Source organism: Bacillus sp. HNG (assembly GCF_003400205.1).
In the GTDB taxonomy this organism is placed as follows: Bacteria; Bacillota; Bacilli; order Bacillales; family Bacillaceae_L; genus Ferdinandcohnia.
In genome coordinates, this window is the sequence record NZ_QUQV01000025.1 from 1 (window position 1) to 22,686 (window position 22,686).

Here is a 22,686-nt window from a genome sequence, read left to right on the forward strand (position 1 = left end):
ATATTTTTTACTATAACAATGAACGGATAAAAGCAAAATTGACTGGTATGAGCCCGGTGGAATACCGTCTTCATACCAGTCAACAAGCTGCATAAATATTTTGGTCTAACTTTTAGGGTTCAGCACACGTTGTGGTCTTTTTTCCTTTTCAATTGATCCTTTTTATGAAAAAATAGAGATGGAATTTAATGTTCAATTAAGGGTAGGTGATAGCTTGTTTCTCAATATTTTTTTCACCATTGTTTACATACTAGGGGTATATTATTTAATACAGTATAGAATGAGCATCAAAAAGGCTGTCGATCTTTCAAAAGAAGCTCTTTTTCCACAAACAGAAGAGGAATTTCGAGGGATCCTTATTCCAACCGAATATAAAGAAATGGAACCACTTTCTAAATCAACTAGATCTTATAAATTTGTCAAATGGGGAACCGTTGTTGCAATCGTGGTCCTTTTAGGATTACTAATAGTCATTCTTACAACCGATTTTTTAGGTTCCTCCTTCTTCTCAATGGCCTATCTCTTTTTTGTCATCATCAGTGCTATTCGCCACCGCGGGAATCTTTTTATATTACCAAAGGGCATTATCCTGCAAGGACGATATTTTTCTTATAGCCGAGTCAAGGAATATGAGGTTGAACGAATTGTGCGTTGGCATGATTTGTACGGCATTAATGACCGAATGAATTTTAGCTACAAGCTAACGATTAAGGTAAAAGGATTTTTTCCATTGGTCAATTTCGTTGTTGTTGAAAAAGAAGAGCATCTTGAAAAAATCATTCATTTGCTGGAAACGGGTGGTGTCCAAGGAAAAAGAATTGCAGAGTCCACACAACACTCAGCTCCAAACATGACAACAAAACCGTAACTCACCAGGCTTTTCACCTGGTGTTTTTTTATTTCCACATTTGTACCCTCTTAATCTGGGATTTTGTCCAAACACTATGTACAAATGTGCATAAAGTAATGGAAAAGACTACCGCAAACGGAAAGGAGTCGATAGTTTTGCCCACTGCTATGCACTTAAACTTACGTGTAGACCCAACCCAATACATTCCACAAATCCGAAACGTGCCTGACTATGATTATATTCATGTAGTTAGACAGCCGAAATATATGGTGGATATGTCCCTCTTAAATGATAAGGTTTACTATTTAAATGAAATTGAATCGCCTAAGAAGTTTGTAAAAAAACAAAAAATAAAGCTTATTCACGCTCATCACGGACAACTAGGAATTCTTTTGCTTCCCTTTAAGGAAAAAACAGGCTTACCCATGGTCACAAGTATTCGAGGGCGTGATGGAACCTTGGCAGACCAGCATTTTACCTATTTAGATCATATGAAATTGCTTTTTAAGCAAACGGAAATATTATTCCCTGTATGCCATTTTTTAGCCGAGAAAATGATTGAATGGGGCTGCCCTGAAGAAAAAATCAGAGTGCTATATGGAGGGGTGGACCTAAACCAATTTCAATTTCGATCACCTGACATCACCGGTACACAAAATATACTCTCGATTGGAAGATTAGTAGAAAAAAAGGGGCATCATGTTTTGCTCCAAGCCTTTGCTAAAATCCGTAAATCATTCCCAAAAGCAACTCTAACACTTATCGGTCGTGGACCGTTGGAAGATGACCTCAAACATTTGGCATCCAAATTAAATCTAGGTGATTCCTTTCGATTGCTACAACATCTACCAAAAGCACAAGTACATGAACACATGAAGAAGGCAGACCTCTTTTGCGCGGCAAGTCTAACCGCTGCTAATGGAGACGTTGAAGGAATACCTAATACAGTAAAAGAAGCAATGGCAACAGGGGTACCCGTTATCTCAACGACCCATGCGGGCATTCCAGAACTGGTGACACATAATGTAGATGGTTTCTTAGTACCAGAAAACGATATCGATGAACTTGCACTTGCACTAGAACACATGTTAACTAACCAATCACTCTGGCTCCCCTTCGTAACTGCTGCACGACAAAAAGTAGAGCAAAATTTCGAACTAACTACCCAACTTAAACAACAAGCCCGCTTCTATGATGAACTGTTAGGAGGATCAAAATGAATGATTTTACTTCAATAACTGTAACAAAACCCGAAAAATCGCTAGAAATCCACAATCCTACCTCATACCCTCTCATTGGAAAAGGTGCTCAAGGAGCTGTCTTTAAGCTCTCCGATAATACATGTGTAAAAATTTTTGTAGACCCTGATAAAGCCAAAATGGAACAAGAGGCTTTTAAATCCGCCAAAAAGAACCCATTCATGCCAAAGGTTTATGAAACAGGAGAAAATTATGTGGTGATGGAATACTTGAATGGCCCTTGCTTAAAAGACTATCTTCTTGGAAGCATGTTCATGCCCGAAGAAATCACGAAGAAACTATTACAGATGCTAGAAGGGTTTAAAGAATCGAAATTTTCAATGGTAGACGCCCCCCTACGCCATATTTTCGTCGTAAACAATGAATTGAAGGTAGTCGACCATGTGAATGCATTTAAACGAGATCATCCAGTGCCTATTAAATTGATTCGCGATTTAAAATTACTCCTCTTGAAGGATTCCTTTCTCATGCAGGTCCAAAAGCTAGCACCCGACACTTATAAAGAGTGGGACAGTTATTTTCATAAAAAAATAAGCTTTAAGAAAATGCTCATACAACCCAATCGCGGTGATGTTGTGGAGGTCGATAGCTCTTTTTCACAGTTATTGATTGGAAAAGGGCATCAGGGCGCTGTATATCGAATATCAGAAGACCGCTGCGTAAAAGTTTATGGAAAAATCACACATGCTCAACAAGAACAAGATGTTTTAATATCTTGCCAGCATTTATCCTTCATTCCAAAGGTACACGAGGCAGAAAAAAATTATGTTGTGATGGAATATTTATCTGGACCAGATCTAAATACGTATCTAAAAAAACAAACCAAGCTTCCAGAAGAGGTTACGAGAAACCTATTAGATATCCTCACGCAACAGAAAAGGGAAGGCTTCAAGCAAATTGATGCACCACTGCGCCATATTATTATTACAAAGAATGGCTTTAAAATGGTTGATCATGTGTATTCATTTACGCGTGACCAAGATCGGCCACTCGAGTTATTTCAAGATTTACATGAAAGAGGATTTCTTGAGGCGTTTTTAGAGCAGGTGAAAAGGCTAGATTCAAAAACATATCATGAATGGACCAAAACCCCCATTCCTTTAACAAAGGAATGTTAGAGAATTATGAGCATTCTAGTAACTGGTGCTGCAGGCTTTATTGGCTATCACTTATCAACACGTCTACTCGCAAAGGGATATCATGTCATCGGTGTTGACAATCTCAACAACTACTATGATGTTCGCTTAAAAAAGGAACGCCTCCTTCAGCTAAGACAACATAATAATTTCATATTCTATCATCTGGATTTGGCAGAATCTGAGAAACTTCACGAGCTGTTTATAAGAGAGAAAATCAATATTGTGATTAACCTTGCGGCCCAAGCCGGCGTTCGTTACAGCCTCAATCATCCGCAAGTATATGTCCATTCAAATCTAGTAGGCTTTCTAAATATTTTAGAAGCCTGTCGACATCATCCTGTTGAACATCTACTGTTTGCATCCTCAAGCTCGGTATACGGGGCAAACGCGAGCATTCCGTTTTCAACTAAAGACTCTGTTGACCATCCGGTTAGCTTATATGCTGCAACGAAAAAATCCAATGAACTCATGGCCCATTCCTATAGCCACCTTTTTAATATACCTATTACCGGTCTCCGTTTTTTTACTGTTTATGGACCGTGGGGACGCCCAGATATGGCCTATTATTTGTTTACACAAGATATTTTAGAAGGCAGACCTATCAAAGTCTTTAATAATGGTGACATGCGGAGGGATTTTACGTATATTGATGATATTGTGGATGGGATTATTGGTTTACTCGACCACCCACCATCTAAAAACTCTGGCTGGGAACCATTGGATCCAGATCCTAGCTCAAGCAACGCCCCCTATAAAATTTATAATATCGGCAATAACAGTCCAGTTAGCCTAATTAATTTCATTAGGACCTTGGAAAATGCAATTGGAAAACAAGCCTACATCCAGTTGTATCCGATGCAGCGTGGGGATGTCAAAGAAACTTACGCTGATATTACTGATTTGCATGAAGCGATTGGATTTCAACCAAAGGTTTCAATCGAAGAAGGACTTACTAAGTTTGTGAACTGGTTTAAAGAATATTATCGGTGGACATAGGTTTGTATTTTGCGACCCGCCTCCTGTTGGGAGGCGGGTGTTTTCGTGAGGTCACTCTTGTGTGGGACATGCTTACGCGTTTTTCCCATCCAGCTTGTACCGCAAAAACACTCTTGCGGGACATGCTTACGCGTTTTTCCCTCGAGCTTGTACCGCAAAAACACTCTTGCGGGACATGCTTACGCGTTTTTCCCATCCAGCTTGTACCGCAAAAACACTCTTGCGGGACATGCTTACGCGTTTTTCCCTCGAGCTTGTACCGCAAAAACACTCTTGCGGGACATGCTTACGCGTTCTCCCCCTCTAGCTTGTACCGCAAAACCCTTCTTGCGGGACATGCTTACGCGTTCTCCCCTCGAGCTTGTACCGCAAAAACACTCTTGCGGGACATGCTTACGCGTTTTTCCCTTCAAGCTTGTACCGCAAAACCACTCTTGCAGGACGTGCTTACGTGTTCTCCCCCTCCAGCTTGTACCGCAAAACTACTAAACGACTATATCAGGCTTGTTCAAAAAAACTCTTAACAAAATATACGAATAAACGTTCTTATTTTTGTTGATAATAGAATATACGTTCGTATATAATATAAAAAAGGAGATGATTACATGCGCGGGATTTTACATCGTGCCCTACTTCAACACACACCTATCGAAATCATCTATATGTCTCAAAATGGCATTCTTACACAGCGGAACATTCAGGTTTTAGAAATCCAGGATACCACAATTAAAGCTTTTTGCTTGCTTCGTAATAAAAAAAGAACCTTTAAAATAGATAGCATTTTATCAGCAGCCGTACCAAGGAACAAAGGAGTTGTGAAATTTGCAAATTAGAACACTACAAATGAGGATGGAACATACAGAACAAGAAATATATGAACAAGTTGTAAAATATATGAGGAAACACCACAAAGCTCCGACGATGCGTGAGCTTTCAAGACTTTGTACATCTGTAAGCTCAACAAGCACAATCAAAGCATATCTTGATCGACTCAAGGAAAAAGGGATGCTACATTATGAACCGAAAACACCACGTTCCATCACCTTACTAAAAGAACTACCCCAGGCAAAATAGGGTAGATCTTTCTCTAACATATTCTAAAGTTTTTCATCTACATCTGAGGTATCGACATCATCGCCAAACCAGTCAACCAGCTTTGCTTTAGCCCTTGCTTTGACATCTTCATCAATATGCATGGCTACTTGGAAAAGCGCAACACCTAAAGCCCCAAGATCATCTGTAAAACCAATACCTACAGCGAGGTCTGGAATGAGGTCAACCGGAAAAATAAAATAGCCCAAAGCAGCAAGAATCGTCACTCTTGCTTTTGCAGGTAGATTAGGCTTTTGTAGCACATAGTAAAGCAAAAGTGCCGTATATACCACAGAATGACCTGCTCTTAGAGCAAATTTTTTAAGTTTTTCCCAAAACTTTTCATCCGAATAATGCTTTTCCATTTCGTCCATGTGAATCCCCCATTTTATTGTTCTGCATCTTTTACTACTATTGTACTACATAGGCAAACAAATGAATCATTGGACAATCATGAAATTTCACTTTACTTAGGATATGTTGCGATTCCATTTTTACACGTGAAAATCAATCAAATACGCTTTGGCGTATTTGCGCCCAGATTTTATTAGGCCCACATGATGTGGGTCACAAAGACGTTGTCACAGGATGTGTCGTTCTTAGTCTTTGATCTTTTGCTCGAAGAGATTCCTTTGAAATCTGTGGCAGCCGCCGGAGGCTTTGAGTTAATTTAGCAGAAGTAGCTGACTTCTGCTCAATTAATTTAAAAGCATTTTTCAAGCTCATCCACCAATGAACCAACATAAGCTACAGCCTTTTTAATTGGCTCTGGTGTTGACATGTCTACTCCAGCAAGTTTCATTAACTGTAGTGGTTTTAGTGTTCCGCCCGCTTTTAATGCAGATAGCCAACGATCTACTGCAGGCTGGCCTTCCTCTTGAATCATTTGGGAGGCTGCTGTTGAAGCGGTTAGCCCAGCGGAATACGTATACGGATATAATCCCATGTAATAATGTGGCTGACGCATCCATGTTAGTGCAGCTAGATCATCCATTTCGACTTCTTCTCCCCAGAATGCAGAAAGTAACTCTGTTTTTTGTTCACAGAGAATGTTGGCCGTAATTGGGGTACCATTATGTGCTAACTCATACACACGTCGCTGCAGTTCACCTTCAAGAATATGTGTTACAAAATTGTGGTAGTAGGTGCCTAACGATTGTAAAATCACCCAGCGTTTCATGCGATCATCATTTGACTGAGACAGAATATGTCTACTTAACAGCATCTCATTCATTGTCGATGGCGCCTCGATAAAATATCGAGAAAGACGTGTGTTTGAAATTCGTTGATTGCGCCCCGCTAATACAAAGTGCCCAGCATGTCCCAGTTCATGAGCAAGGGTAAATGTATTACGCATTGAATTATTCCATGTCATTAAAATGTACGGATGGGCGCCATACGGGCTTGAGCAAAACGCACCAGATCGCTTTCCAACGTTATCAGCTAGGTCAACCCAGCGGTTATGAATTCCTTCCTCCATGATTTCAATATATTCCGGTCCCATCACCTGTAAGGCATCAAGAACTAGCTTTGAAGCCTCATCATACGTGACCTCAGGGTCGAAATCTGGATCAAGCGGTGCCTTTAAATCACTATAGTACATTTTCTCGAGCCCTAATACGCGTTGCTTTAATTTTGCAAGGCGACGCATATGCGGTGATAATTCAGTTTGAATTGTCATCAGCTGATTATGGTACATTTCCTTTGTAACCTGTTGTTCGTCAAGTAGCATCTCTGTTACAGACTCAAACCCCCGTAAACGAGCTTCAATTACCTGCTTCTTCACCTCTGTAGCATATGTAGCCGCATAAGTGTTTTTATATTTCTCCAATGTTTTAGCAAAAGCCGCGGATGCCTTACGACGCAACTCCGTATTCGCTGAGTCCTCATATTTTGGGAATGAATTAAAGGTGAGTGGATGTTCGACCCCATCATCCGTCGTAAATGCCGAAAACTGCATATCGGACGTTTTACTTCTTTGATAAATCATATATGGAGAATCCATGACCTCACCAAAAGCAGCTAATACTTCCTCAGCATCTGGTGATAGAGTATGTTCCTTTGCCTCAAGGATATCTGCTAACGTTTTCTGGAATTCCTCCAACCCTTTTTCTTCTTTTACGTATGTACGAATCGTTTCTGCGTCTAATGTAAGCAATTCTGATTTTATAAATGAAAGACTAGCTCTCACATTTGAAAGTAACGATGCTGCTCTGGCTGCGTTTGCCTGATAAACGGAGTTCGTTCCATCAACCGACATATGGAGGTCGGCATAGCTCACGACTCGCATCACTCTTTCCTGCAGAGCATCCTTTGTCACTAGACAGTCAAACAAGGTTTTTGCTGTTTCACCAACACGTCCCTTGTATTGCGTGACGGTTTGGATGTCCAATTGGACTGACGCAAGTTCCTTCTCCCATGCTTCCTCTGTTTCAAATAAATCTTCTAGGTTCCACGTTTGTTCGACTGGTACCTCTGATCGTAATAATGCCATTTTAAATTTCCCCCTTTTGATAAATGCTTCGTTAATCGAAATATATATTCAAATTATAACGTATTAATCAAAAAAGTTAAAATTTTATCAGGAAAACAAAAAAAGCTTCTACCATTATCCAGGCAGAAGCATGATTTCTAGCAAAATAGCATTATTAATTCGTTACATCTAAGAAAAACTCATATGCTTCTTTATCCGTATATCCTTCATGCACAACCTTCCCAACAGCCTGAATCATTTCTTCAGGGTAATCGGATTGGAAGATGTTTCGTCCCATATCAACTCCAGCCGCCCCACCCTGTATGGAATTGTAGGCCAAGGAGAGTGCGTCTTTTTCTGGAACCTTCTTTCCGCCCGCAACGACTAGTGGAACCGGACAAGCGGAGGCTACCTTTTCAAAATCATCACAATAATAGGTTTTGACTATTTGCACACCAAATTCTGCTAACATTCTAGTTGCTAAGAGGAAGAATTGAGTTGTACGCTCCATCTCTTTACCAACAGCAACAACACCCATGGTCGGAATCGAATACCTTGTTCCTAGATTGACTGCTTTATTTAATTGTTCAATTGTTTCTTTTTGCCCATCAGCCCCGATAAAGGTTTGGATAGCTATCGCACTTGCATTCATTCGAATGGCATCCTCAATATCAACAACCATTGATTCATGACTTAGGTCATCCTGTAATACACTTGAACCTGATGATGCCCTTAATGCAATTGATTTATTAAAGGTTGGAGGCACACTACTTCTAATTGCCCCTCTAGTTCCCATTAAGCAATCAGCATGGTTCGCTAGTTTTGGAATCAGAATATCTAATCTTTCTAAGCCAGATGTCGGTCCCATAAAATATCCATGGTCAAAAGCTAACATGACTGTCTTCTGACTTTTGGGATTGAATATTCTGGACAATCGATCCTTCATCCCCCAATCTAAATTAGCGGCTCCCTTTACATGAAAGTTACCAGTATTGACAAAAGGAGTATCCTCTAAAAACTTCTTTGCTGCTTTGTTCCCCATTGCATCTGCCATTTTTGTTCTTCCTCTCCTTACCATATTTCTATAATCTATTAAGAAAGGCGCAAGGCGCGCAGCCTTAGGCGACAAGCATAAGACGAGCGTAACCAGAAGGCGCTTCTAACCTTCCGAAGCGATTAGCCTAGACCAGAGAGCCGATTGCGCCTAGAGCTAGACATCGAAAACTACGTATTAATACTTCTTTATCTTTCGAAAAAGACTAGCGAAATTGCGTACAGATTAGATTAGAAATCGTAATCTCCTGTATTATCTTTGGTAAATACGATTCTTTCAGGTAATACAATGATTCCAGAGTCTTCTGCTTCGTACTCATAGCCTTGAACAGTATTTGGCTCTACTTTTACCTCCCCTAGTTCCGGAACTTCAACAGTGTCACCTACTTTTAGTTCATTTCCCTGAGCTAAATAGTATGCAATATATACTGCAAGGGCGCCTTGGTCTTTTACATCCCATAACCCATGGTTTTCAATCGTATCATTTTCAATATATTGTCTCATTGAATTTGGAGAAGCAAATCCAGTAATAATTACATCATCTTTATTTAGTCCTTTATTTTGAGCCGCCTGAGCCATTGCAGGAAGAGCAGTTGAATCAGGACAAATAATGATATCGATGTCAGGATATGAATCTAGAATACTCTCTCCGACTTGAAGGGATTTTTGTTCATTGCCTTCACCAAATTGCGTTGTTACAACTTCCCATTTTGGATATTTTTCTTTTATATATTTATTTGCATAATCCACCCATGAATTTTGATCTGGTACAGTCGGACTTGAATAGAACCAGGCTACCTGTTGTGCATCATCTGGATTTTCAAGTTGGCTTGCTGCCATGTCAACAAGCATTGCACCAAGTATGTCAGGTGTCCCTTGGTTTATATAGGCAGTTCGATATTTTGGGTCAACATCGGAATCCCAGGTAACGACTTTAATTCCTGCATCTAACGCCTTTTGTAGAGCTTGATTTAAGCCATCAGAGGTAACAGATGATATCGCAATTGCATCTGCACCACTATTTACCGCACTATTTATAATTTGCACCTGATTTGCAACCGTTCCCTCTGGCGCTCCATCATATTTAACCTTAAATCCAATCTTTTCGGCCATTTCTTGTGCTCCGTCATTACCTGATTCAAAAAATGCATTCCCAGTCATCTTTGGAATAAAGACTACTTCAATATCTTCTGCATTTTTTTCTCCGCTGGAACCATTATCTGCACTGTTTCCCGCGTCTTTTCCGCTACAGGCTGCTAATAACATTGTTAAAAGAGTCACTCCAGTTAATAGTTTAAAAAACGTTGATTTACGCAAGTAGATTTCCCCCTTTGTCCTTTTTAATCGTTAAGAACCTTTTAAACTTGGACTTGAAACCCGGAACACCTAAGAATGCAACCGAAGTGATTAAAAGCAATCCTGTAGCTAAGCCTATATATTGTGTTTGGACTCCTCCCATTTGCAATCCTAGCTTTAAGAAACCAACAACTATGCTTGCAAGTGCAGTGCCTATAACACCCCCTTTACCTCCAGTTATTAATGTTCCTCCTAGCACAACAGCTGTCAATATGGGCATTAAATACTCCGCACCAAAGTCTGCTCTTGAGCTGCCTAAATATGAAGTTAAAATAACTCCAGCAACACCTGCGCTTAACCCTGATAGAATATATGTACTAGTCATAATTTTTCTAGTATCAATACCAGAGTAATCTGCAGCGTTTTGATTAATTCCAGTTAAATAGATGTATCTCCCGTATCTCGTTCTGTGCAGAAGAATGTATGCAATCACAAGCATTACAACAAATAAGATAACGGAATGTGGTATGCCAAGAACTCTTCCATTTGCTAAATTGATAAATCCTTGGGTATATCCGGAAATTCCTTCATAAGTGCTTGCTCCAGATAAACCCACTAATACAATTGCAACTCCGCTATACAAGAGCATTCCGCCTAGCGTGATAACCATAGCTTGAACTTTGGCATATGCAATGAGAACGCCATTTAGTAAACCACAAAGCCCACCAACTAGTACTGCAAGAAGGGCTGCAAGCCAAATATTCATTCCAACAAATTGTGCTAGAATTCCCGTTACTACTGAGGTTAACCCAATAATAGAGCCACCAGAAATATCGATGCCACCTGTAATTACGACAAATGTCACGAAAAAGGCAATGATAGCAATCCCAACAAAATCATTAAAACTATTTAAAAGAACATGTATATTCCAAAACCTTGGGTTAATTAAACCAAAGATAATAATTTCACCTATTAACGTTACTAAAAGCACCAGATTCCACTTCGGTATTTTTTTCAGCATCCCGGGCTTCACACCTCCTTTGTCAAGGTAAGGACTCTTGCATTTAGTCTTTCCTTTTTTGCCCTCTTGTTAGCTCTACGGAAAATGAGTACATCCACTACCACGATGAAGATCAATAGTGATCCCGAGATTGTAGCATTCCAAAACGCTGGAACTTTTAAAAATACAAGAGCTGAATTGATCGAACTCATAATAATGGCACCAATTGCCGCACCAATGACAGAACCTATACCACCGCTTAAGGAGACTCCACCCAGAACAGCAGCTGCGATGACAGTCATTTCAATCCCTAATCCTGCAGTAGTTGAAATAAAACCAACCTGACTAGCAAATATGAGCCCAGCTAAACTGGCTGAGATTCCGGAAATGACAAATGAAATGACTTTATACCTTTTTACGGGTATTCCCATTAATATTGCCCCATCCTCATTATCACCAATAGCAGCGAAATACCTTCCTTTCCTGCTATTTGACAAGTATAGATGTAGGGTTATAACCGCTAAAATTACAATAATCCCTAATAAGTTCATTCCTGCTATATTGATTTGTGAAATGTGTTTAAAATTAGCAGGAAGATTTTCAATCCATTTTCCGTCTGTATAAATCACTTGTACAACTCTCACAATTTCCAGCATACCTAATGTCATAATGAATGAAGAGATTTTTAGTTTTGTAACACCTATCCCATTGATTAAGCCAATAATGGCTCCAATGCAAATGGCTATTAGGATTGCAAGGAAAATACTTCCCCCATCCCTCACAATAACACCGCCTACTGCAGCACTAAGTCCCAATGTACCGCCAATCGAGATATCAATTTCTCCAGTTAATAGAACGAGAGTCAATCCAACAGCAAGGACAATATATAGCAAACTATTTTTCACAGTGTTCAATATATTTTCCATAGCGAGAAAGTCTGAGTTTACTAGACCTACCAGTAAAAAAATAATGATTAAGAAGAGAATGGTTCTAAATTCCCTTTGTTTTGTGAGGACAATGATTTTAGACATGCCTATCACTTCCTTTGTATGTTCCAAAAGCAGCGCTCATTACATTTGCAGCGTTAATCTCATCGAATCCTAGACAGTGTTTACACGTTCCGCGGTAAATGGCATAAATACGATCACTAATTCTTTCAATTTCTTCTAAATCTGACGAAATCAACAAAATTGAATATCCCTGTTCTTTTAGTTGTGTGATAATGGAATAAATATCACTTCTTGCTGCTGCATCAATTCCCCTAGTGGGCTCATCCATTATGATAAGCTGTGGATTCGTTGATAAAATCCTTGCAATGATTACTTTTTGTTGATTTCCTCCGGATAATGATTTAATTTCCTCATGTTGGTTGCTTATTTTAATACTCAACTTGTTTACATATTCATTTGTAATTTCTTCTTCTAATTTTTCATTTAGGAAAAAACCTTGATTTTTTATTACTTGTGCTGTGACATTACTACTTACTGAACTAATTGAAAAAGTCCCATTTAAAAATCGATCCTCTGGAATATAGGCTAAGCCACTGTCAATCGTCCTACCCACATGTAAATCCGTAATATCCTTTCCATTCAAATAAACCTTCCCACTACTTATTTTATTAATTCCATATATAGCCTCAGCGATTTCCGTTCTACCTGCCCCAACGAGTCCGGCAAGGCCAACTACCTCTCCTTTGAAAATCTCGAAGCTTATATTCTTAAAACCGTCACCACATATGTTTTGGACCTTCAGAATTGGTTCTACTTTGTCTCGATTAACAAAATTCTTTTTATATCCTTCACTTCCACTACGTTTACTATCTATAGGTAACAATCCATTGATTAACATTTCTTTTGTAAAGTCTTGAATGTCCCCTTTTAATGTCACTTTACCGTCTCGTAAAATTACAGCATGTGTTGATATTTGAAAAACTTCATCAAGCCGATGTGTAATATAAAAAATTCCGACGCCCTCGGCTTTTAGCTTTTCAATTAACATAAATAAGCTTTTAGTCTCTGCGAACGTTAAGGAAGATGTAGGCTCATCTAAAATAAGAACTTTTGCATTCCTTAACAGACCTTTTATGATTTCTACTTGTTGCTGCTCAGCAATCGATAATGAAATTGCTAATCTGGTCAACTCCAAATCCCAGCCTAGTTGCTGAATTAACTTTTTTGCCTGATCTCTTACCTCTATTTTTTTCCTACTTAATCCAATTGTGAGATTTTGCTCAACTGTCATATTTGGGAATAATAGTGGTTCTTGCGGTACTAAATAGATTCCCTTTTCATGAGCAATCGATGGATTAAACTGAAGCACTTTCTCTCCATTTACCTCAATACTGCCACTATCGGCTTTATAAACTCCTGTAAGAATCTTCATCAATGTACTCTTCCCTGCACCATTTCCACCGATAATCGAGATTACTTCTGATTCATGAATTTCTAGAGAGACACCCTTAAGGACTTCATTTTGATTAAAAGTCTTATGAATATCATCGAATCTTACCAACTGTTTTTTCACATCCATAAAAAGCCCCCCCATCATCTCTTTCTATTTATGTAATCGCTTTCTATTTATAGGTTTTTAAACATTTTATTAATCCACAATCATTTTATTCATTTTCATAATTATTAAAATTTTATATCCGCTAGAACTTTTTTATTACATATATATTCCTAGTCTTGAGATTATTCGCATATTAATAAAAGGATTTTTCTGTAAATGTTTATACCTACAGAATTTTAACTTGGTTATTAGGTTTGTATCATTTTTAAACATTTGTTGGCATATGAATAATTTGTATAAACCAAAAATATAGTTAAGAAGAGTGATCACAATGAACTATGAAAATGACTTAATTGTTAAAATCGCGTGGCAATATTACATTGAAGGTTTAACGCAAAATGAGATTTCAGAGGCTCTTCATTTATCAAGAATGAAAGTTATTAAATACCTTGAAAAAGCAAAAACAAATAATGTGATTCAATTTAAAATTAACTTAGAAGAGATTGATACTCTTGGACTTCAAAATAAGATTAAGGAAAAATATCATTTAAAAGACATCATCATCGTGCCTACTTCAAATCAAAATAATGTTGAAAGTTTAACGATAGCCGCTGCCCGATATATAGAAGATCGAATTACTAGTGACATGATGATAAGTATTGGTTACGGGGAAGCTGTATCAAGAACATTAGGACATCTCCGTATCTCTACCAAATACAAGGTGACATTTGTTTCCCTTTCTGGCGGAGTCAAATTCTACATGCCTACAGCTATCGATACAAGATCTGACTATTATACAAACCCTAATTACAATCATTACATTGTTCCTTCCCCCTTAATTGTATCCTCTAAAAATATTGCAGAGCATTTACTTAAGGAACAATCAGTTAGCAAAATCTTAGATATGATTCCGTATACAAATTTAACAGTAATCGGAATTGGCGCTCTAAATGAGCGAGCCACATTAATTAAAGAAGGCTTTTTCAACACAAATGACTTTGAAATCTTAAAATCAAAGGGTGCGGTTGGCGATTTATTATGCCAGTTTTACGACATCAATGGAAATGTTTTAGATTTAGATTTTCATAAACAACTTATTAGTACTGAAATTGACGTACTTAAATCCCTAAATCATGTTGTAGCTGTTGCTGGTGGCCTTGAAAAAAAGGACGCCATTATTGGTGCGCTCAAAGGAGGATATATTGATGTACTAATTACTGATGAGGCTGTTGCACAAGGTTTGATTTAGGGAGTTTGTACCATTAAAAATTAAGGGGGAAACTAGGGATGAGGGGGAAGTTCCTAATGGCAATCGATGCTGGAACTGGCAGCGCGAGGGTAATCTTATTTGACACATCTGGTCAAGAGGTATGTGTTTCACAGGCTGAATGGACACATCATGAGGATGAGAGATATCCAGGATCCATGGATTTTGATATCCATAAAAATTTCAGGATAATCACTGGACTTATCAAGGAAACCATCGACAAAAGTAACATTGACCCAAATGATATTCTTGCTATATCTACGACAAGCATGAGAGAAGCAATTGTTTTATACGATGTAGAAGGTAAAGAACTATGGGCATGTGCAAATGTTGATTCACGTTCAAATCATGAAGTTTCTAACCTATATAGCCAAAGTGAATCACTAGAATCTGAGATTTATAAACTCTCTGGTCAGACATTTTCCTTAGGTGCCATCCCTAGGATCCTTTGGGTTAAAAATAATCTCCCTGATACCTATGAAAAAATAAAATACGTCACCATGCTTAATGACTGGATCACCTATCGCCTCACAAATATTATTTCAGTTGAGCCCTCAAACGGCTGTACCACGGGTCTTTTTGACCTGAAAAATAGGTTATGGGACACTACCATAGCTGAGAAAGTTAACTTAAGAAATGATATTTTTCCAATCGTTTATGAAAGCGGTACAGTAATTGGAACCGTAACAAAAGAAATGGCAACGCTTACAGGATTAAACCCGCAAACACTTGTTGTTGCTGGTGGTGGGGATGCACAGCTTGGTTGTATTGGCGTTGGTGTAATTAATGAAGGAGATGCTGCTGTTTTTGGAGGTAGCTTCTGGCAATACGAATATACGACCAATCATGTCAAAATCGATGACGAATGCAGGGTTCGAATCAATTGCCATGCTGTACCAGCTACTTGGCAGTACGAGGCCATTGCCTTTTTTCCAGGCTTAGTCATGAGATGGTTTAGAGATAGCTTTTGTGAACTTGAGAAGGCAATTCAAATTAAAACGGGTGAAAGTATTTATGCCCAGATGGAAAAACGAGCACAAAACATACCTCCCGGAAGCTATGGGGTGCTCTGCACTTTTTCAGATCAAATGAACTACAAGTCTTGGAAGCATGCTGCTCCTGGTTTTATTAATTTTAAACTAGATTCCGAGAAGTTTAATAAAGCAAGCTTTTATAGAGCCATCATGGAAAATGCAGCTTTTGTAACAAAGGGGAATATTGAACTGGTTAACGAAATAACAAAAACATCACCTGATTCGATTATTTTTGCAGGAGGTGCTTCGAAAAGTGAGTTGTGGTGTCAAATTGTATCTGATGTATTAAATAAACCTATCAAGGTTCCTGTTGTTAGAGAATCCACCGCACTAGGTGCCGCTATCTGTGCGGGAGTAGGTGCGAAGGTTTATACGGATTTTAATGATGCGATAGTGAAAGTCATTCATTTCGAAAAAACCTATTTACCTAATCAAGAAAATAGTGAAGTGTATGATCGCCTCTATCGAAAGTGGAAAGACATTTACAAGCACCAGCTTGAATTAGCCGATTCCGGTTTAACCGACCATATGTGGATAGCACCAGGAATCAAATGAGCCTTGGCGAATTTGCGCCCGATTTTTAGGCCCACAGGAAGTAGCGTACTTAGTCTTTGAACATATTGCTTGAAAAATTTCCTTTAAAAAATCGTGGCATCCGCCGGAGGCTTTAACTTTATTCAGCTTCTGCTGAATAAAGCTAAAAATAAACGACTTGGAGTGATAGCAATGACAGTTATTAATGAGAACGAAAGAGAATACAGATTTGGTGATAGCGGTCCAAAATATCTTCAAAGGGGTCCAAGGATGAACTTCGGTATCGTCGCTTTAAGACCCGGTCAAGACTTCCCCGCTCATTTCCATAATATAATGGAGGAAAATTTCTTTGTTCTTGAAGGGGAATTAGAAATCCATATTGATAGCGAGGTTTTCTATTGTAAAAAAGGGGACTTTATCCATGTCGAGCCGAAAAAAGTCCATTATCTTGTGAATAAAGGAGAAACGGATTTTAAAGCTGCCTTTATGCTCTCCCCCTACCAGGAAAAAGATAAAGTTGATGTTGATTACAAGCCTTCGAAATAAAATAAGGGGATGCTAAATATGATGAAACAAGTTCCATTAGGAAAAACCGATCTTTACGTGAATCCAATCGGGTTAGGGGCAAATGCAATTGGTGGTCATAATATTTACTCCAACCTGAATGATGAAGTTGGGAAGGATTTAGTTAGAACGGCATTCCATCATAATATAAATTTTATAGACACGGCATATAGTTATGGATTTGGGAGGTCAGAAGAATTAATTGGTGAAGTCGTCAGTGAGATGAAAAATCGATCGGATGTCATCATTGCAACAAAGGGCGGCCCTAAACTAATTAATCATAAACTACACTTTGATAATTCCCCTTCTTTTTTAAAGCAAGAGGTTGAAGAAAGCCTAAAGCGACTAAAAACAGATTATATTGATATTTACTATATTCATAAACCTGACAAAACAACGCCAAAAGCTGAAGCGGTCGGGGCTTTAAAAGAACTTAAAGATGAAGGCAAAATCAGAGTAATCGGTGTGTCAAACTTTTCAATAGATCAACTTCAAGAAGCCAATATAGACGGTTACGTAGATGTGTATCAGGGTGGCTATCATCTATTAGATCGAAAATTAGAAGATGACATTATTCCCTACTCAATTGAAAACCATATTTCCTTTATTCAATTTTATCCCCTAGCTGCAGGATTACTAACTGGTAAGTTTTCTAAGGACTCCACATTCACTGATCTTCGTGCAAGATTACCTTATTTTAAAGAGGAATCATACATTCAGAATCTTGAAAAGGTAGAGCAATTACGAAGTATTTCCGAATCCAAAAATGTAGAAATGGCTCATCTTGTTCTTGCTTGGTATCTAACACAAGATGGAATTGATTCTGTGATTCCAGGTGCAAAAAGACCCGAACAAATCTTAAGTAATCTTAAAGCTTTGGACATAAAATTAACGCCTAATGAAATTCAAGAAATCGATATGATTTTTAATTCCTAATAAAAAGAGCGAAAGCCACGTACTAGTCAGCTTTCGCTCTTCCTTTTTTATAACAACCCTACCATTTTTAATCCGTGTAAAATGCCGTCTTCTTCAACAGACTTCGTTACATATTTGGCAACTTCCTTAACTTCGTCAACCCCATTGCCCATGGCCACACTATTGTGGACCGTGGTGAGCATTTCAAGATCATTTAATCCGTCACCAAAGGCATATACTCGTTCTTCAGGGATTCCTAATTTCTCAACAAGCTTTTCAATTCCTTTTGCTTTTGAACCGCCACTTGGGAGGACGTCAACAGAAACCGGGTGCCAGCGCACAAAGTCAAAGTCCTTAAACCCTTCTTCGTACTGCCCTTCTTCTCCTTCTTGGACAAATAGAAGCGATTGGAACAATTTACGTCCTTCATAATACTTTGGATCATATGTAGGAAAGCTTTTAATTTTTAACGTTGCAATGCTCTCCGTAATAAATTCATGTTCCGGAACATTTGCTTTCATGTCCTCGTGATCCATATAGACAATAGGATGATTATTGGCAAGTGCTGTTTCTGTTAGCTGTAAAAGAGCTTCTTCGTTCAATGGATTTGTGAAGATTTCTTCTCCGTTTAACACGACGTATTGACCGTTGTAGCTAACGTACGTTCCGATTCCGAGCTCCTCGCGCAGGTCTTCGAACATAAATGGAGCGCGACCTGTAGCAATGGCAACTTCATGTCCAAGTTCCTTTAGTTTAAAAATGGCTTCCTTTGTTGAGGCTGGTAGCTGTTTTTTATGATTCAAGAGAGTTCCATCTATGTCAAAAAAAATAAGACTTCGTTCTTTCACTTCAAATTCCTACTTTCTGTTTTACTTTTGTCTGCATTCACATATAACACATACGATACAATATTTTCATGCTTTAAACAAATGAAACACCCTTTGTATTTGCAAATATAAAACATGCAAAAAGTACTACTCCCACGCATAAATTAGTACTACTGTTTTTATTTCACATCAAGGAGAGCGCAAATGAGAAAAACATGGCTGTTAGGGTTTGGCTTTTTTAGCATTAGTCTTGGGTGGTCTTTATATAATGGTTTTGTTCCTTTTTTTCTGGATAACTTTATTACGAGTACGGCTTTAATTGGGTTTCTAATGACCATCGATAATTATATCGCTCTCTTTTTACAGCCATATATTGGTCAGCTAAGTGACCGAACTCGGACCCGTTTTGGGCGCAGGATGCCTTATTTACTTATTGGAGTTCCACTAGCAGCCCTTTTCTATACACTGATTCCCCTTCACACAGGCTTAGTTTCCTTACTCATCTTCATGCTATGCATGAACTTGTCAATGGCGGTGTTCCGTTCCCCGACCATTGCGTTAATGCCAGATATCACTCCTGAACATAAACGAACAAATGCGAATGGAATCATCAATTTTATGGGTGGCTGTGGGGCAATTTTAGCGTTTAGTATCGGATCGTATTTATTTAGCGTTGATGAGACCCTTCCTTTTATCGCCGTTTCCATCATCTTTTTAATCACTTTATGGATCGTGTTTAAACATATCAAAGAGCACCGTGATTCCCTTTCTTATACAGAAACAACTGTCCCGAAAATCAATTACAAGGAAGAATTGAACTCTTCTACTCTTTATCTATTAGCTGCGATCTTTTTTTGGTTTATAGCGATCCAGGGAATGGAGGCTTTATTTACCTTATATGGAGTGAACGAATTAGGCCTCTCCAAAAGTGCCTCAGCGTTTTCGTTAACATTTTTTTCATTAAGCTTTGTCATTTCCGCGATTCCGAGCGGTCTACTGGGTGCAAAAATTGGTAAGAAAAACGTAATTGTAATAGGAGTTATCGGATTAATTGTTGCATTTTTGCTGTTGAATTGGGTTGTATCGGTGTTTTATTTAAGAGCGATTTTATTTTTAGGTGGCATCTTTTGGGCTTTTGTTAATATTAACGCATACCCCTTTATTGTTTCTACTGGAAGTGAAAAAAGCTTTGGAACGAGAACGGGGCTGTATTATTTGGTTTCCTCACTGGCAGCTATTACATCCCCACCGGCTCTAGGTTATTTAATTGACCTGTTTGGGTTTAGTGTGTTGTTTTTAGCTGCAGCTGGCAGCCTATTGGTTGCATTGTTTTTTATTAGCAGAGTGAAAGAGCATGAAAATCATGTTCTTAGCTCTTAGTGCATTAGCGACATGAATGGGCGTGTAAACTGGAAACAGTTTTTCAACGCCTTTTTTACTCTTTCATTGTTTTTACCATAGACTATTACAAGGATTTCTGTTACTATTATCAAATGGTTACCCTCGATAACTATTTTTCCAAAAAGGAGTGAACTCCCATCGAGACATTTCAATTATTCTTCCAACAACTAACGCAATTGTACCGTCCTTTTGAAAGTCAGCTGAATGTTGAGCTTAGTAAACATCAGCTTTATCGGGCGCAATGGTCCATTCTTTACTATATTGTAAATTTTGGTTCTCCCACTCTAGTGGAAATTTCTAATTATCTTGGCGTTGAAAAGCCAACGGTTACAAGAACCATTAATCGTTTAGAAGAACTTGGATATGTGGAGCACATTCCCGGGAAGGACAAGCGAGAAAAGAGAATGCAGCTTACTGTTCTAGGTAAAAAAGTTTATCAAGACGTCCGGAAAACGGTTGATGAATTTGAAAAAGAAATCATAAAGGGTGTTTCTGAGAAGGAACTACTTGAAGCTGTACATGTTATGAAGGCAATTCGCAACAATCTTATAAAGTAAGGGGAGTTACAACTTGGATAATCAAAAACTGTGGACGAAGGATTTTATTATCGTTTCCTCCATCAATTTTTTCTTAACATTTATTTTTTACTTATTAGTTGTCATCATTGCGGTTTATGCAGTCGATGAATATGGTGCTTCTACGAGTCAGGCGGGACTTGTCACCGGAATCTTTATCGTCGGAACACTAATCGGCCGCCTATTTATCGGACGATATATCGATCTGATTGGTCGAAAAAAGACATTATTTATTGGTTTAGTTTTATTTATCATCACGACCTTCTTATACTTCGTTCATGCCGGAATCACTTTTCTTCTTATCAATCGCTTCATTCATGGGATTACACTCGGTATCGCAAGCACCGCAACAGGTACAATCGTTGCGCAAATCATTCCACCTAAACGCAGAGGTGAAGGAATTGGTTACTTTAGTATGAGTGCGACATTAGCAACAGCAATCGGTCCATTTATTGGTTTATTTATGTCTCAGCATACGAGCTACCAGGTTATCTTCAGTTTATGTCTTGCGATTGGCGTTATAGGGCTACTCACTTCTTTCATTTTGTATGTACCACCAATTGAAAACCAAACAAATCAAAATCAAGAGAAAACAGGGTTCTCGATTGCTAATTACGTGGAACCAAAGGCACTTCCAATTGCATTTGTTACATTTGCAATTTCACTTTGTTATGCAAGTGTTCTTTCATTCATCAATTTTTATGCGATTGAAATTGATTTAGTAACAGCGGCAAGCTTTTTCTTCCTTGTCTATTCAATTGCGGTTCTTATTTCACGTCCTTTCACTGGACGCTTAATGGATATAAAGGGAGCAAACTATGTCATGTATCCGGCCTTTATTATCCTTGCAATCGGAATGTTTCTTTTAAGTATCGCTCATAATAGCGTCACACTTCTTATATCTGGTGCGCTTATTGGGCTTGGTTTTGGGAATATGCAATCATGTACTCAGGCTGTCGCGATCAAGTTAACTCCCGCACATCGCATGGGACTTGCGACATCAACTTTCTATATCTTTTTAGATGCTGGGCTTGGTTTTGGTCCATATTTATTAGGTTTTCTCGTTCCGTTAACCGGCTACAGCAAGTTGTATTCCATTTTAAGCATGGTTGCTTTGATGAGTATAGTCCTTTATTTTTTCATGCATGGAAAGAAAGAGACTTCCAGTCGAAAAAATCCAACAACTTCTATGTCCATGTAAAAAGAAGCGATGCCCCGCGGATTTATAGGGCATCGCTTCTTTTTAGTTTCGGATTCCATCCATGACAAAACGGACAAGGTTTTCTGTTTCTTGTTCGATATCCAGCGTGTCTTGAGAGGGTGAAAGAACAAAATTCGTAACGAGAAAACCACCAAATGTTGTCATAAACATTTTTAAAAGGGCATCTGTAGGTAGGTCCTTTATTTCACCACGGTTTTTAAAAAGTTCGAATGCATGTGCAGCACGTCTCATAACATTAGCAGAGAAATACGGAAGAAATTCCTTTCTTAGTTCTTCACTATATAATAATTCCTTGACGATAATTCGAAAGATTTCTTGATTTTCACTGATAAATTCCATCCTGTTTTTGATAATCCTTCTTAAAAAATCTTCAAAATGAACAGTATCTTCGGTTAATACCTCTTTAAATACTTTCTCAGCCATACCTGGTAAAGCTTCTTTTAAAAAGGGAATGATCACCGAAAGCAATAAATTATCCTTCGTACCATAATGACGGAAAATGGTTCCTTCAGCTACCCCTGCCGCTTTTGCAATTTCGCTTGTAGATGTATTTGCATATCCTTTGTCAGCAAACATTTTAATGGCTGTTTCGGCGATTTTTTGTTGTTTTTCAGTTGGTTTCTTGGATAACTTTGTTTGTTCAATGATGGCATCTAAAAGATTTTCTTTAGACAAATTCCT

At 38.4% G+C, this 22,686-nt stretch carries 23 protein-coding genes; 14 read left to right on the plus strand and 9 right to left on the minus strand.

The features are described from left to right. From DZB84_RS23020 to DZB84_RS23050, 7 genes are all read left to right on the plus strand, one after another. Positions 1-95 (plus strand): IS3 family transposase (locus DZB84_RS23020; RefSeq protein ID WP_142759862.1); only part of this gene is annotated, 95 nt, incomplete at its 5' end. A gap of 83 nt (positions 96-178) precedes the next feature. Further along, positions 179-868, plus strand: coding sequence for a hypothetical protein (locus tag DZB84_RS23025; RefSeq protein ID WP_223254539.1), 690 nt, complete (start codon positions 179-181; stop codon positions 866-868). Between the two features lie 137 nt (positions 869-1,005). Further along, positions 1,006-2,070 carry a glycosyltransferase gene (locus DZB84_RS23030; RefSeq protein ID WP_116354645.1) on the plus strand — a complete coding sequence of 355 codons (1,065 nt, stop codon included), beginning with the start codon at positions 1,006-1,008 and terminating at the stop codon, positions 2,068-2,070. Continuing rightward, the gene (locus DZB84_RS23035) at positions 2,067-3,227 is read left to right on the plus strand and encodes a protein kinase family protein (RefSeq protein ID WP_116354646.1); all 1,161 of its coding nucleotides are present in this window, start codon (positions 2,067-2,069) and stop codon (positions 3,225-3,227) included. The genes DZB84_RS23030 and DZB84_RS23035 overlap by 4 nt, the downstream gene beginning before the upstream one ends. A 6-nt stretch (positions 3,228-3,233) precedes the next feature. Next, positions 3,234-4,244, plus strand: a complete 1,011-nt coding sequence (locus tag DZB84_RS23040; RefSeq protein ID WP_116354647.1) for an NAD-dependent epimerase — start codon at positions 3,234-3,236, stop codon at positions 4,242-4,244. A 605-nt stretch (positions 4,245-4,849) separates the two neighbouring features. Further along, entirely contained in the window at positions 4,850-5,077 is a 228-nt protein-coding gene (locus tag DZB84_RS23045) for a hypothetical protein (RefSeq protein ID WP_116354648.1), read from the plus strand. Then, a complete protein-coding gene (locus DZB84_RS23050) occupies positions 5,067-5,318 on the plus strand; it encodes a LexA family protein (RefSeq protein WP_116354649.1) in 252 nt (83 codons plus the stop codon). Before DZB84_RS23045 ends, DZB84_RS23050 begins: the two co-directional genes overlap by 11 nt. Before the next feature lie 23 nt (positions 5,319-5,341). Here the strand turns inward: DZB84_RS23050 and DZB84_RS23055 are convergent, their stop codons facing one another. The 7 genes from DZB84_RS23055 to DZB84_RS23085 form a co-directional block, all read right to left on the minus strand. After that, positions 5,342-5,701, minus strand: coding sequence for a YkvA family protein (locus DZB84_RS23055; protein WP_116354684.1), 360 nt, complete (start codon positions 5,699-5,701; stop codon positions 5,342-5,344). 338 nt (positions 5,702-6,039) lie between these two features. Beyond that, positions 6,040-7,830, minus strand: coding sequence for an oligoendopeptidase F (pepF, locus tag DZB84_RS23060; RefSeq protein WP_116354650.1), 1,791 nt, complete (start codon positions 7,828-7,830; stop codon positions 6,040-6,042). A gap of 154 nt (positions 7,831-7,984) precedes the next feature. Further along, a complete protein-coding gene (lsrF, locus tag DZB84_RS23065; protein WP_116354651.1) occupies positions 7,985-8,863 on the minus strand; it encodes a 3-hydroxy-5-phosphonooxypentane-2,4-dione thiolase in 879 nt (292 codons plus the stop codon). Positions 8,864-9,093: 230 nt separating this feature from the next. After that, entirely contained in the window at positions 9,094-10,128 is a 1,035-nt protein-coding gene (gene lsrB / locus DZB84_RS23070) for an autoinducer 2 ABC transporter substrate-binding protein LsrB (protein WP_116354685.1), read from the minus strand. A gap of 43 nt (positions 10,129-10,171) precedes the next feature. Next, complete coding sequence (locus tag DZB84_RS23075) at positions 10,172-11,179, minus strand: ABC transporter permease (protein WP_116354652.1); 1,008 nt, start codon at positions 11,177-11,179, stop codon at positions 10,172-10,174. Between the two features lie 8 nt (positions 11,180-11,187). After that, entirely contained in the window at positions 11,188-12,189 is a 1,002-nt protein-coding gene (locus tag DZB84_RS23080) for an ABC transporter permease (RefSeq protein ID WP_116354653.1), read from the minus strand. Further along, complete coding sequence (locus DZB84_RS23085; RefSeq protein ID WP_116354654.1) at positions 12,182-13,687, minus strand: sugar ABC transporter ATP-binding protein; 1,506 nt, start codon at positions 13,685-13,687, stop codon at positions 12,182-12,184. The genes DZB84_RS23080 and DZB84_RS23085 overlap by 8 nt, the downstream gene beginning before the upstream one ends. Positions 13,688-13,997: 310 nt before the next feature. Here DZB84_RS23085 and DZB84_RS23090 point away from each other — a divergent pair, with 310 nt between their 5' ends. The 4 genes from DZB84_RS23090 (at position 13,998) to DZB84_RS23105 (ending at position 18,001) form a co-directional block, all read left to right on the plus strand. Continuing rightward, a complete protein-coding gene (locus tag DZB84_RS23090) occupies positions 13,998-14,915 on the plus strand; it encodes a sugar-binding transcriptional regulator (protein ID WP_116354655.1) in 918 nt (305 codons plus the stop codon). 38 nt (positions 14,916-14,953) lie between these two features. Next, positions 14,954-16,522, plus strand: a complete 1,569-nt coding sequence (gene lsrK, locus DZB84_RS23095; protein WP_116354656.1) for an autoinducer-2 kinase — start codon at positions 14,954-14,956, stop codon at positions 16,520-16,522. A gap of 171 nt (positions 16,523-16,693) precedes the next feature. Then, positions 16,694-17,047 carry a cupin domain-containing protein gene (locus DZB84_RS23100; protein ID WP_116354657.1) on the plus strand — a complete coding sequence of 118 codons (354 nt, stop codon included), beginning with the start codon at positions 16,694-16,696 and terminating at the stop codon, positions 17,045-17,047. 18 nt (positions 17,048-17,065) lie between these two features. Continuing rightward, complete coding sequence (locus DZB84_RS23105; protein ID WP_116354658.1) at positions 17,066-18,001, plus strand: aldo/keto reductase; 936 nt, start codon at positions 17,066-17,068, stop codon at positions 17,999-18,001. A gap of 47 nt (positions 18,002-18,048) precedes the next feature. On the opposite strand, the gene DZB84_RS23110 is transcribed toward DZB84_RS23105, so the two are convergent. After that, positions 18,049-18,828 (minus strand): Cof-type HAD-IIB family hydrolase, encoded by a 780-nt coding sequence (locus DZB84_RS23110; protein ID WP_116354659.1) that lies wholly within the window; start codon positions 18,826-18,828, stop codon positions 18,049-18,051. Between the two features lie 183 nt (positions 18,829-19,011). Between DZB84_RS23110 and DZB84_RS23115 the strand changes: the two genes are divergently transcribed. The 3 genes from DZB84_RS23115 to DZB84_RS23125 all read left to right on the plus strand — a co-directional run bounded on the left by DZB84_RS23115 (position 19,012) and on the right by DZB84_RS23125 (position 21,984). Beyond that, positions 19,012-20,187: an SLC45 family MFS transporter gene (locus DZB84_RS23115; RefSeq protein WP_116354660.1), complete on the plus strand. Its 1,176-nt coding sequence runs from the start codon at positions 19,012-19,014 to the stop codon at positions 20,185-20,187. 197 nt (positions 20,188-20,384) lie between these two features. Then, positions 20,385-20,765, plus strand: coding sequence for a MarR family winged helix-turn-helix transcriptional regulator (locus DZB84_RS23120; protein WP_309536140.1), 381 nt, complete (start codon positions 20,385-20,387; stop codon positions 20,763-20,765). Positions 20,766-20,778: 13 nt separating this feature from the next. After that, the gene (locus DZB84_RS23125; RefSeq protein WP_116354662.1) at positions 20,779-21,984 is read left to right on the plus strand and encodes an MFS transporter; all 1,206 of its coding nucleotides are present in this window, start codon (positions 20,779-20,781) and stop codon (positions 21,982-21,984) included. Between the two features lie 42 nt (positions 21,985-22,026). Here DZB84_RS23125 and DZB84_RS23130 read toward each other — a convergent pair whose 3' ends face one another. Beyond that, a complete protein-coding gene (locus DZB84_RS23130) occupies positions 22,027-22,680 on the minus strand; it encodes a TetR/AcrR family transcriptional regulator (RefSeq protein ID WP_116354663.1) in 654 nt (217 codons plus the stop codon). Positions 22,681-22,686 lie beyond the last annotated feature (6 nt).

Coding starts and splice junctions, on each gene's coding strand:
- DZB84_RS23035 (WP_116354646.1), top strand. CDS start 2,067: ATGAATGATTTTACTTCAATAACTGTAACAAAACCCGAAAAATCGCTA.
- pepF (WP_116354650.1), bottom strand. CDS start 7,830: ATGGCATTATTACGATCAGAGGTACCAGTCGAACAAACGTGGAACCTA.
- lsrB (WP_116354685.1), bottom strand. CDS start 10,128: ATGTTATTAGCAGCCTGTAGCGGAAAAGACGCGGGAAACAGTGCAGAT.
- DZB84_RS23115 (WP_116354660.1), top strand. CDS start 19,012: ATGAGAAAAACATGGCTGTTAGGGTTTGGCTTTTTTAGCATTAGTCTT.
- DZB84_RS23100 (WP_116354657.1), top strand. CDS start 16,694: ATGACAGTTATTAATGAGAACGAAAGAGAATACAGATTTGGTGATAGC.
- DZB84_RS23090 (WP_116354655.1), top strand. CDS start 13,998: ATGAACTATGAAAATGACTTAATTGTTAAAATCGCGTGGCAATATTAC.
- DZB84_RS23040 (WP_116354647.1), top strand. CDS start 3,234: ATGAGCATTCTAGTAACTGGTGCTGCAGGCTTTATTGGCTATCACTTA.
- DZB84_RS23045 (WP_116354648.1), top strand. CDS start 4,850: ATGCGCGGGATTTTACATCGTGCCCTACTTCAACACACACCTATCGAA.
- DZB84_RS23075 (WP_116354652.1), bottom strand. CDS start 11,179: ATGCTGAAAAAAATACCGAAGTGGAATCTGGTGCTTTTAGTAACGTTA.
- lsrK (WP_116354656.1), top strand. CDS start 14,954: ATGAGGGGGAAGTTCCTAATGGCAATCGATGCTGGAACTGGCAGCGCG.
- DZB84_RS23025 (WP_223254539.1), top strand. CDS start 179: ATGGAATTTAATGTTCAATTAAGGGTAGGTGATAGCTTGTTTCTCAAT.
- DZB84_RS23105 (WP_116354658.1), top strand. CDS start 17,066: ATGATGAAACAAGTTCCATTAGGAAAAACCGATCTTTACGTGAATCCA.
- DZB84_RS23055 (WP_116354684.1), bottom strand. CDS start 5,701: ATGGAAAAGCATTATTCGGATGAAAAGTTTTGGGAAAAACTTAAAAAA.
- lsrF (WP_116354651.1), bottom strand. CDS start 8,863: ATGGCAGATGCAATGGGGAACAAAGCAGCAAAGAAGTTTTTAGAGGAT.
- DZB84_RS23085 (WP_116354654.1), bottom strand. CDS start 13,687: ATGGATGTGAAAAAACAGTTGGTAAGATTCGATGATATTCATAAGACT.
- DZB84_RS23080 (WP_116354653.1), bottom strand. CDS start 12,189: ATGTCTAAAATCATTGTCCTCACAAAACAAAGGGAATTTAGAACCATT.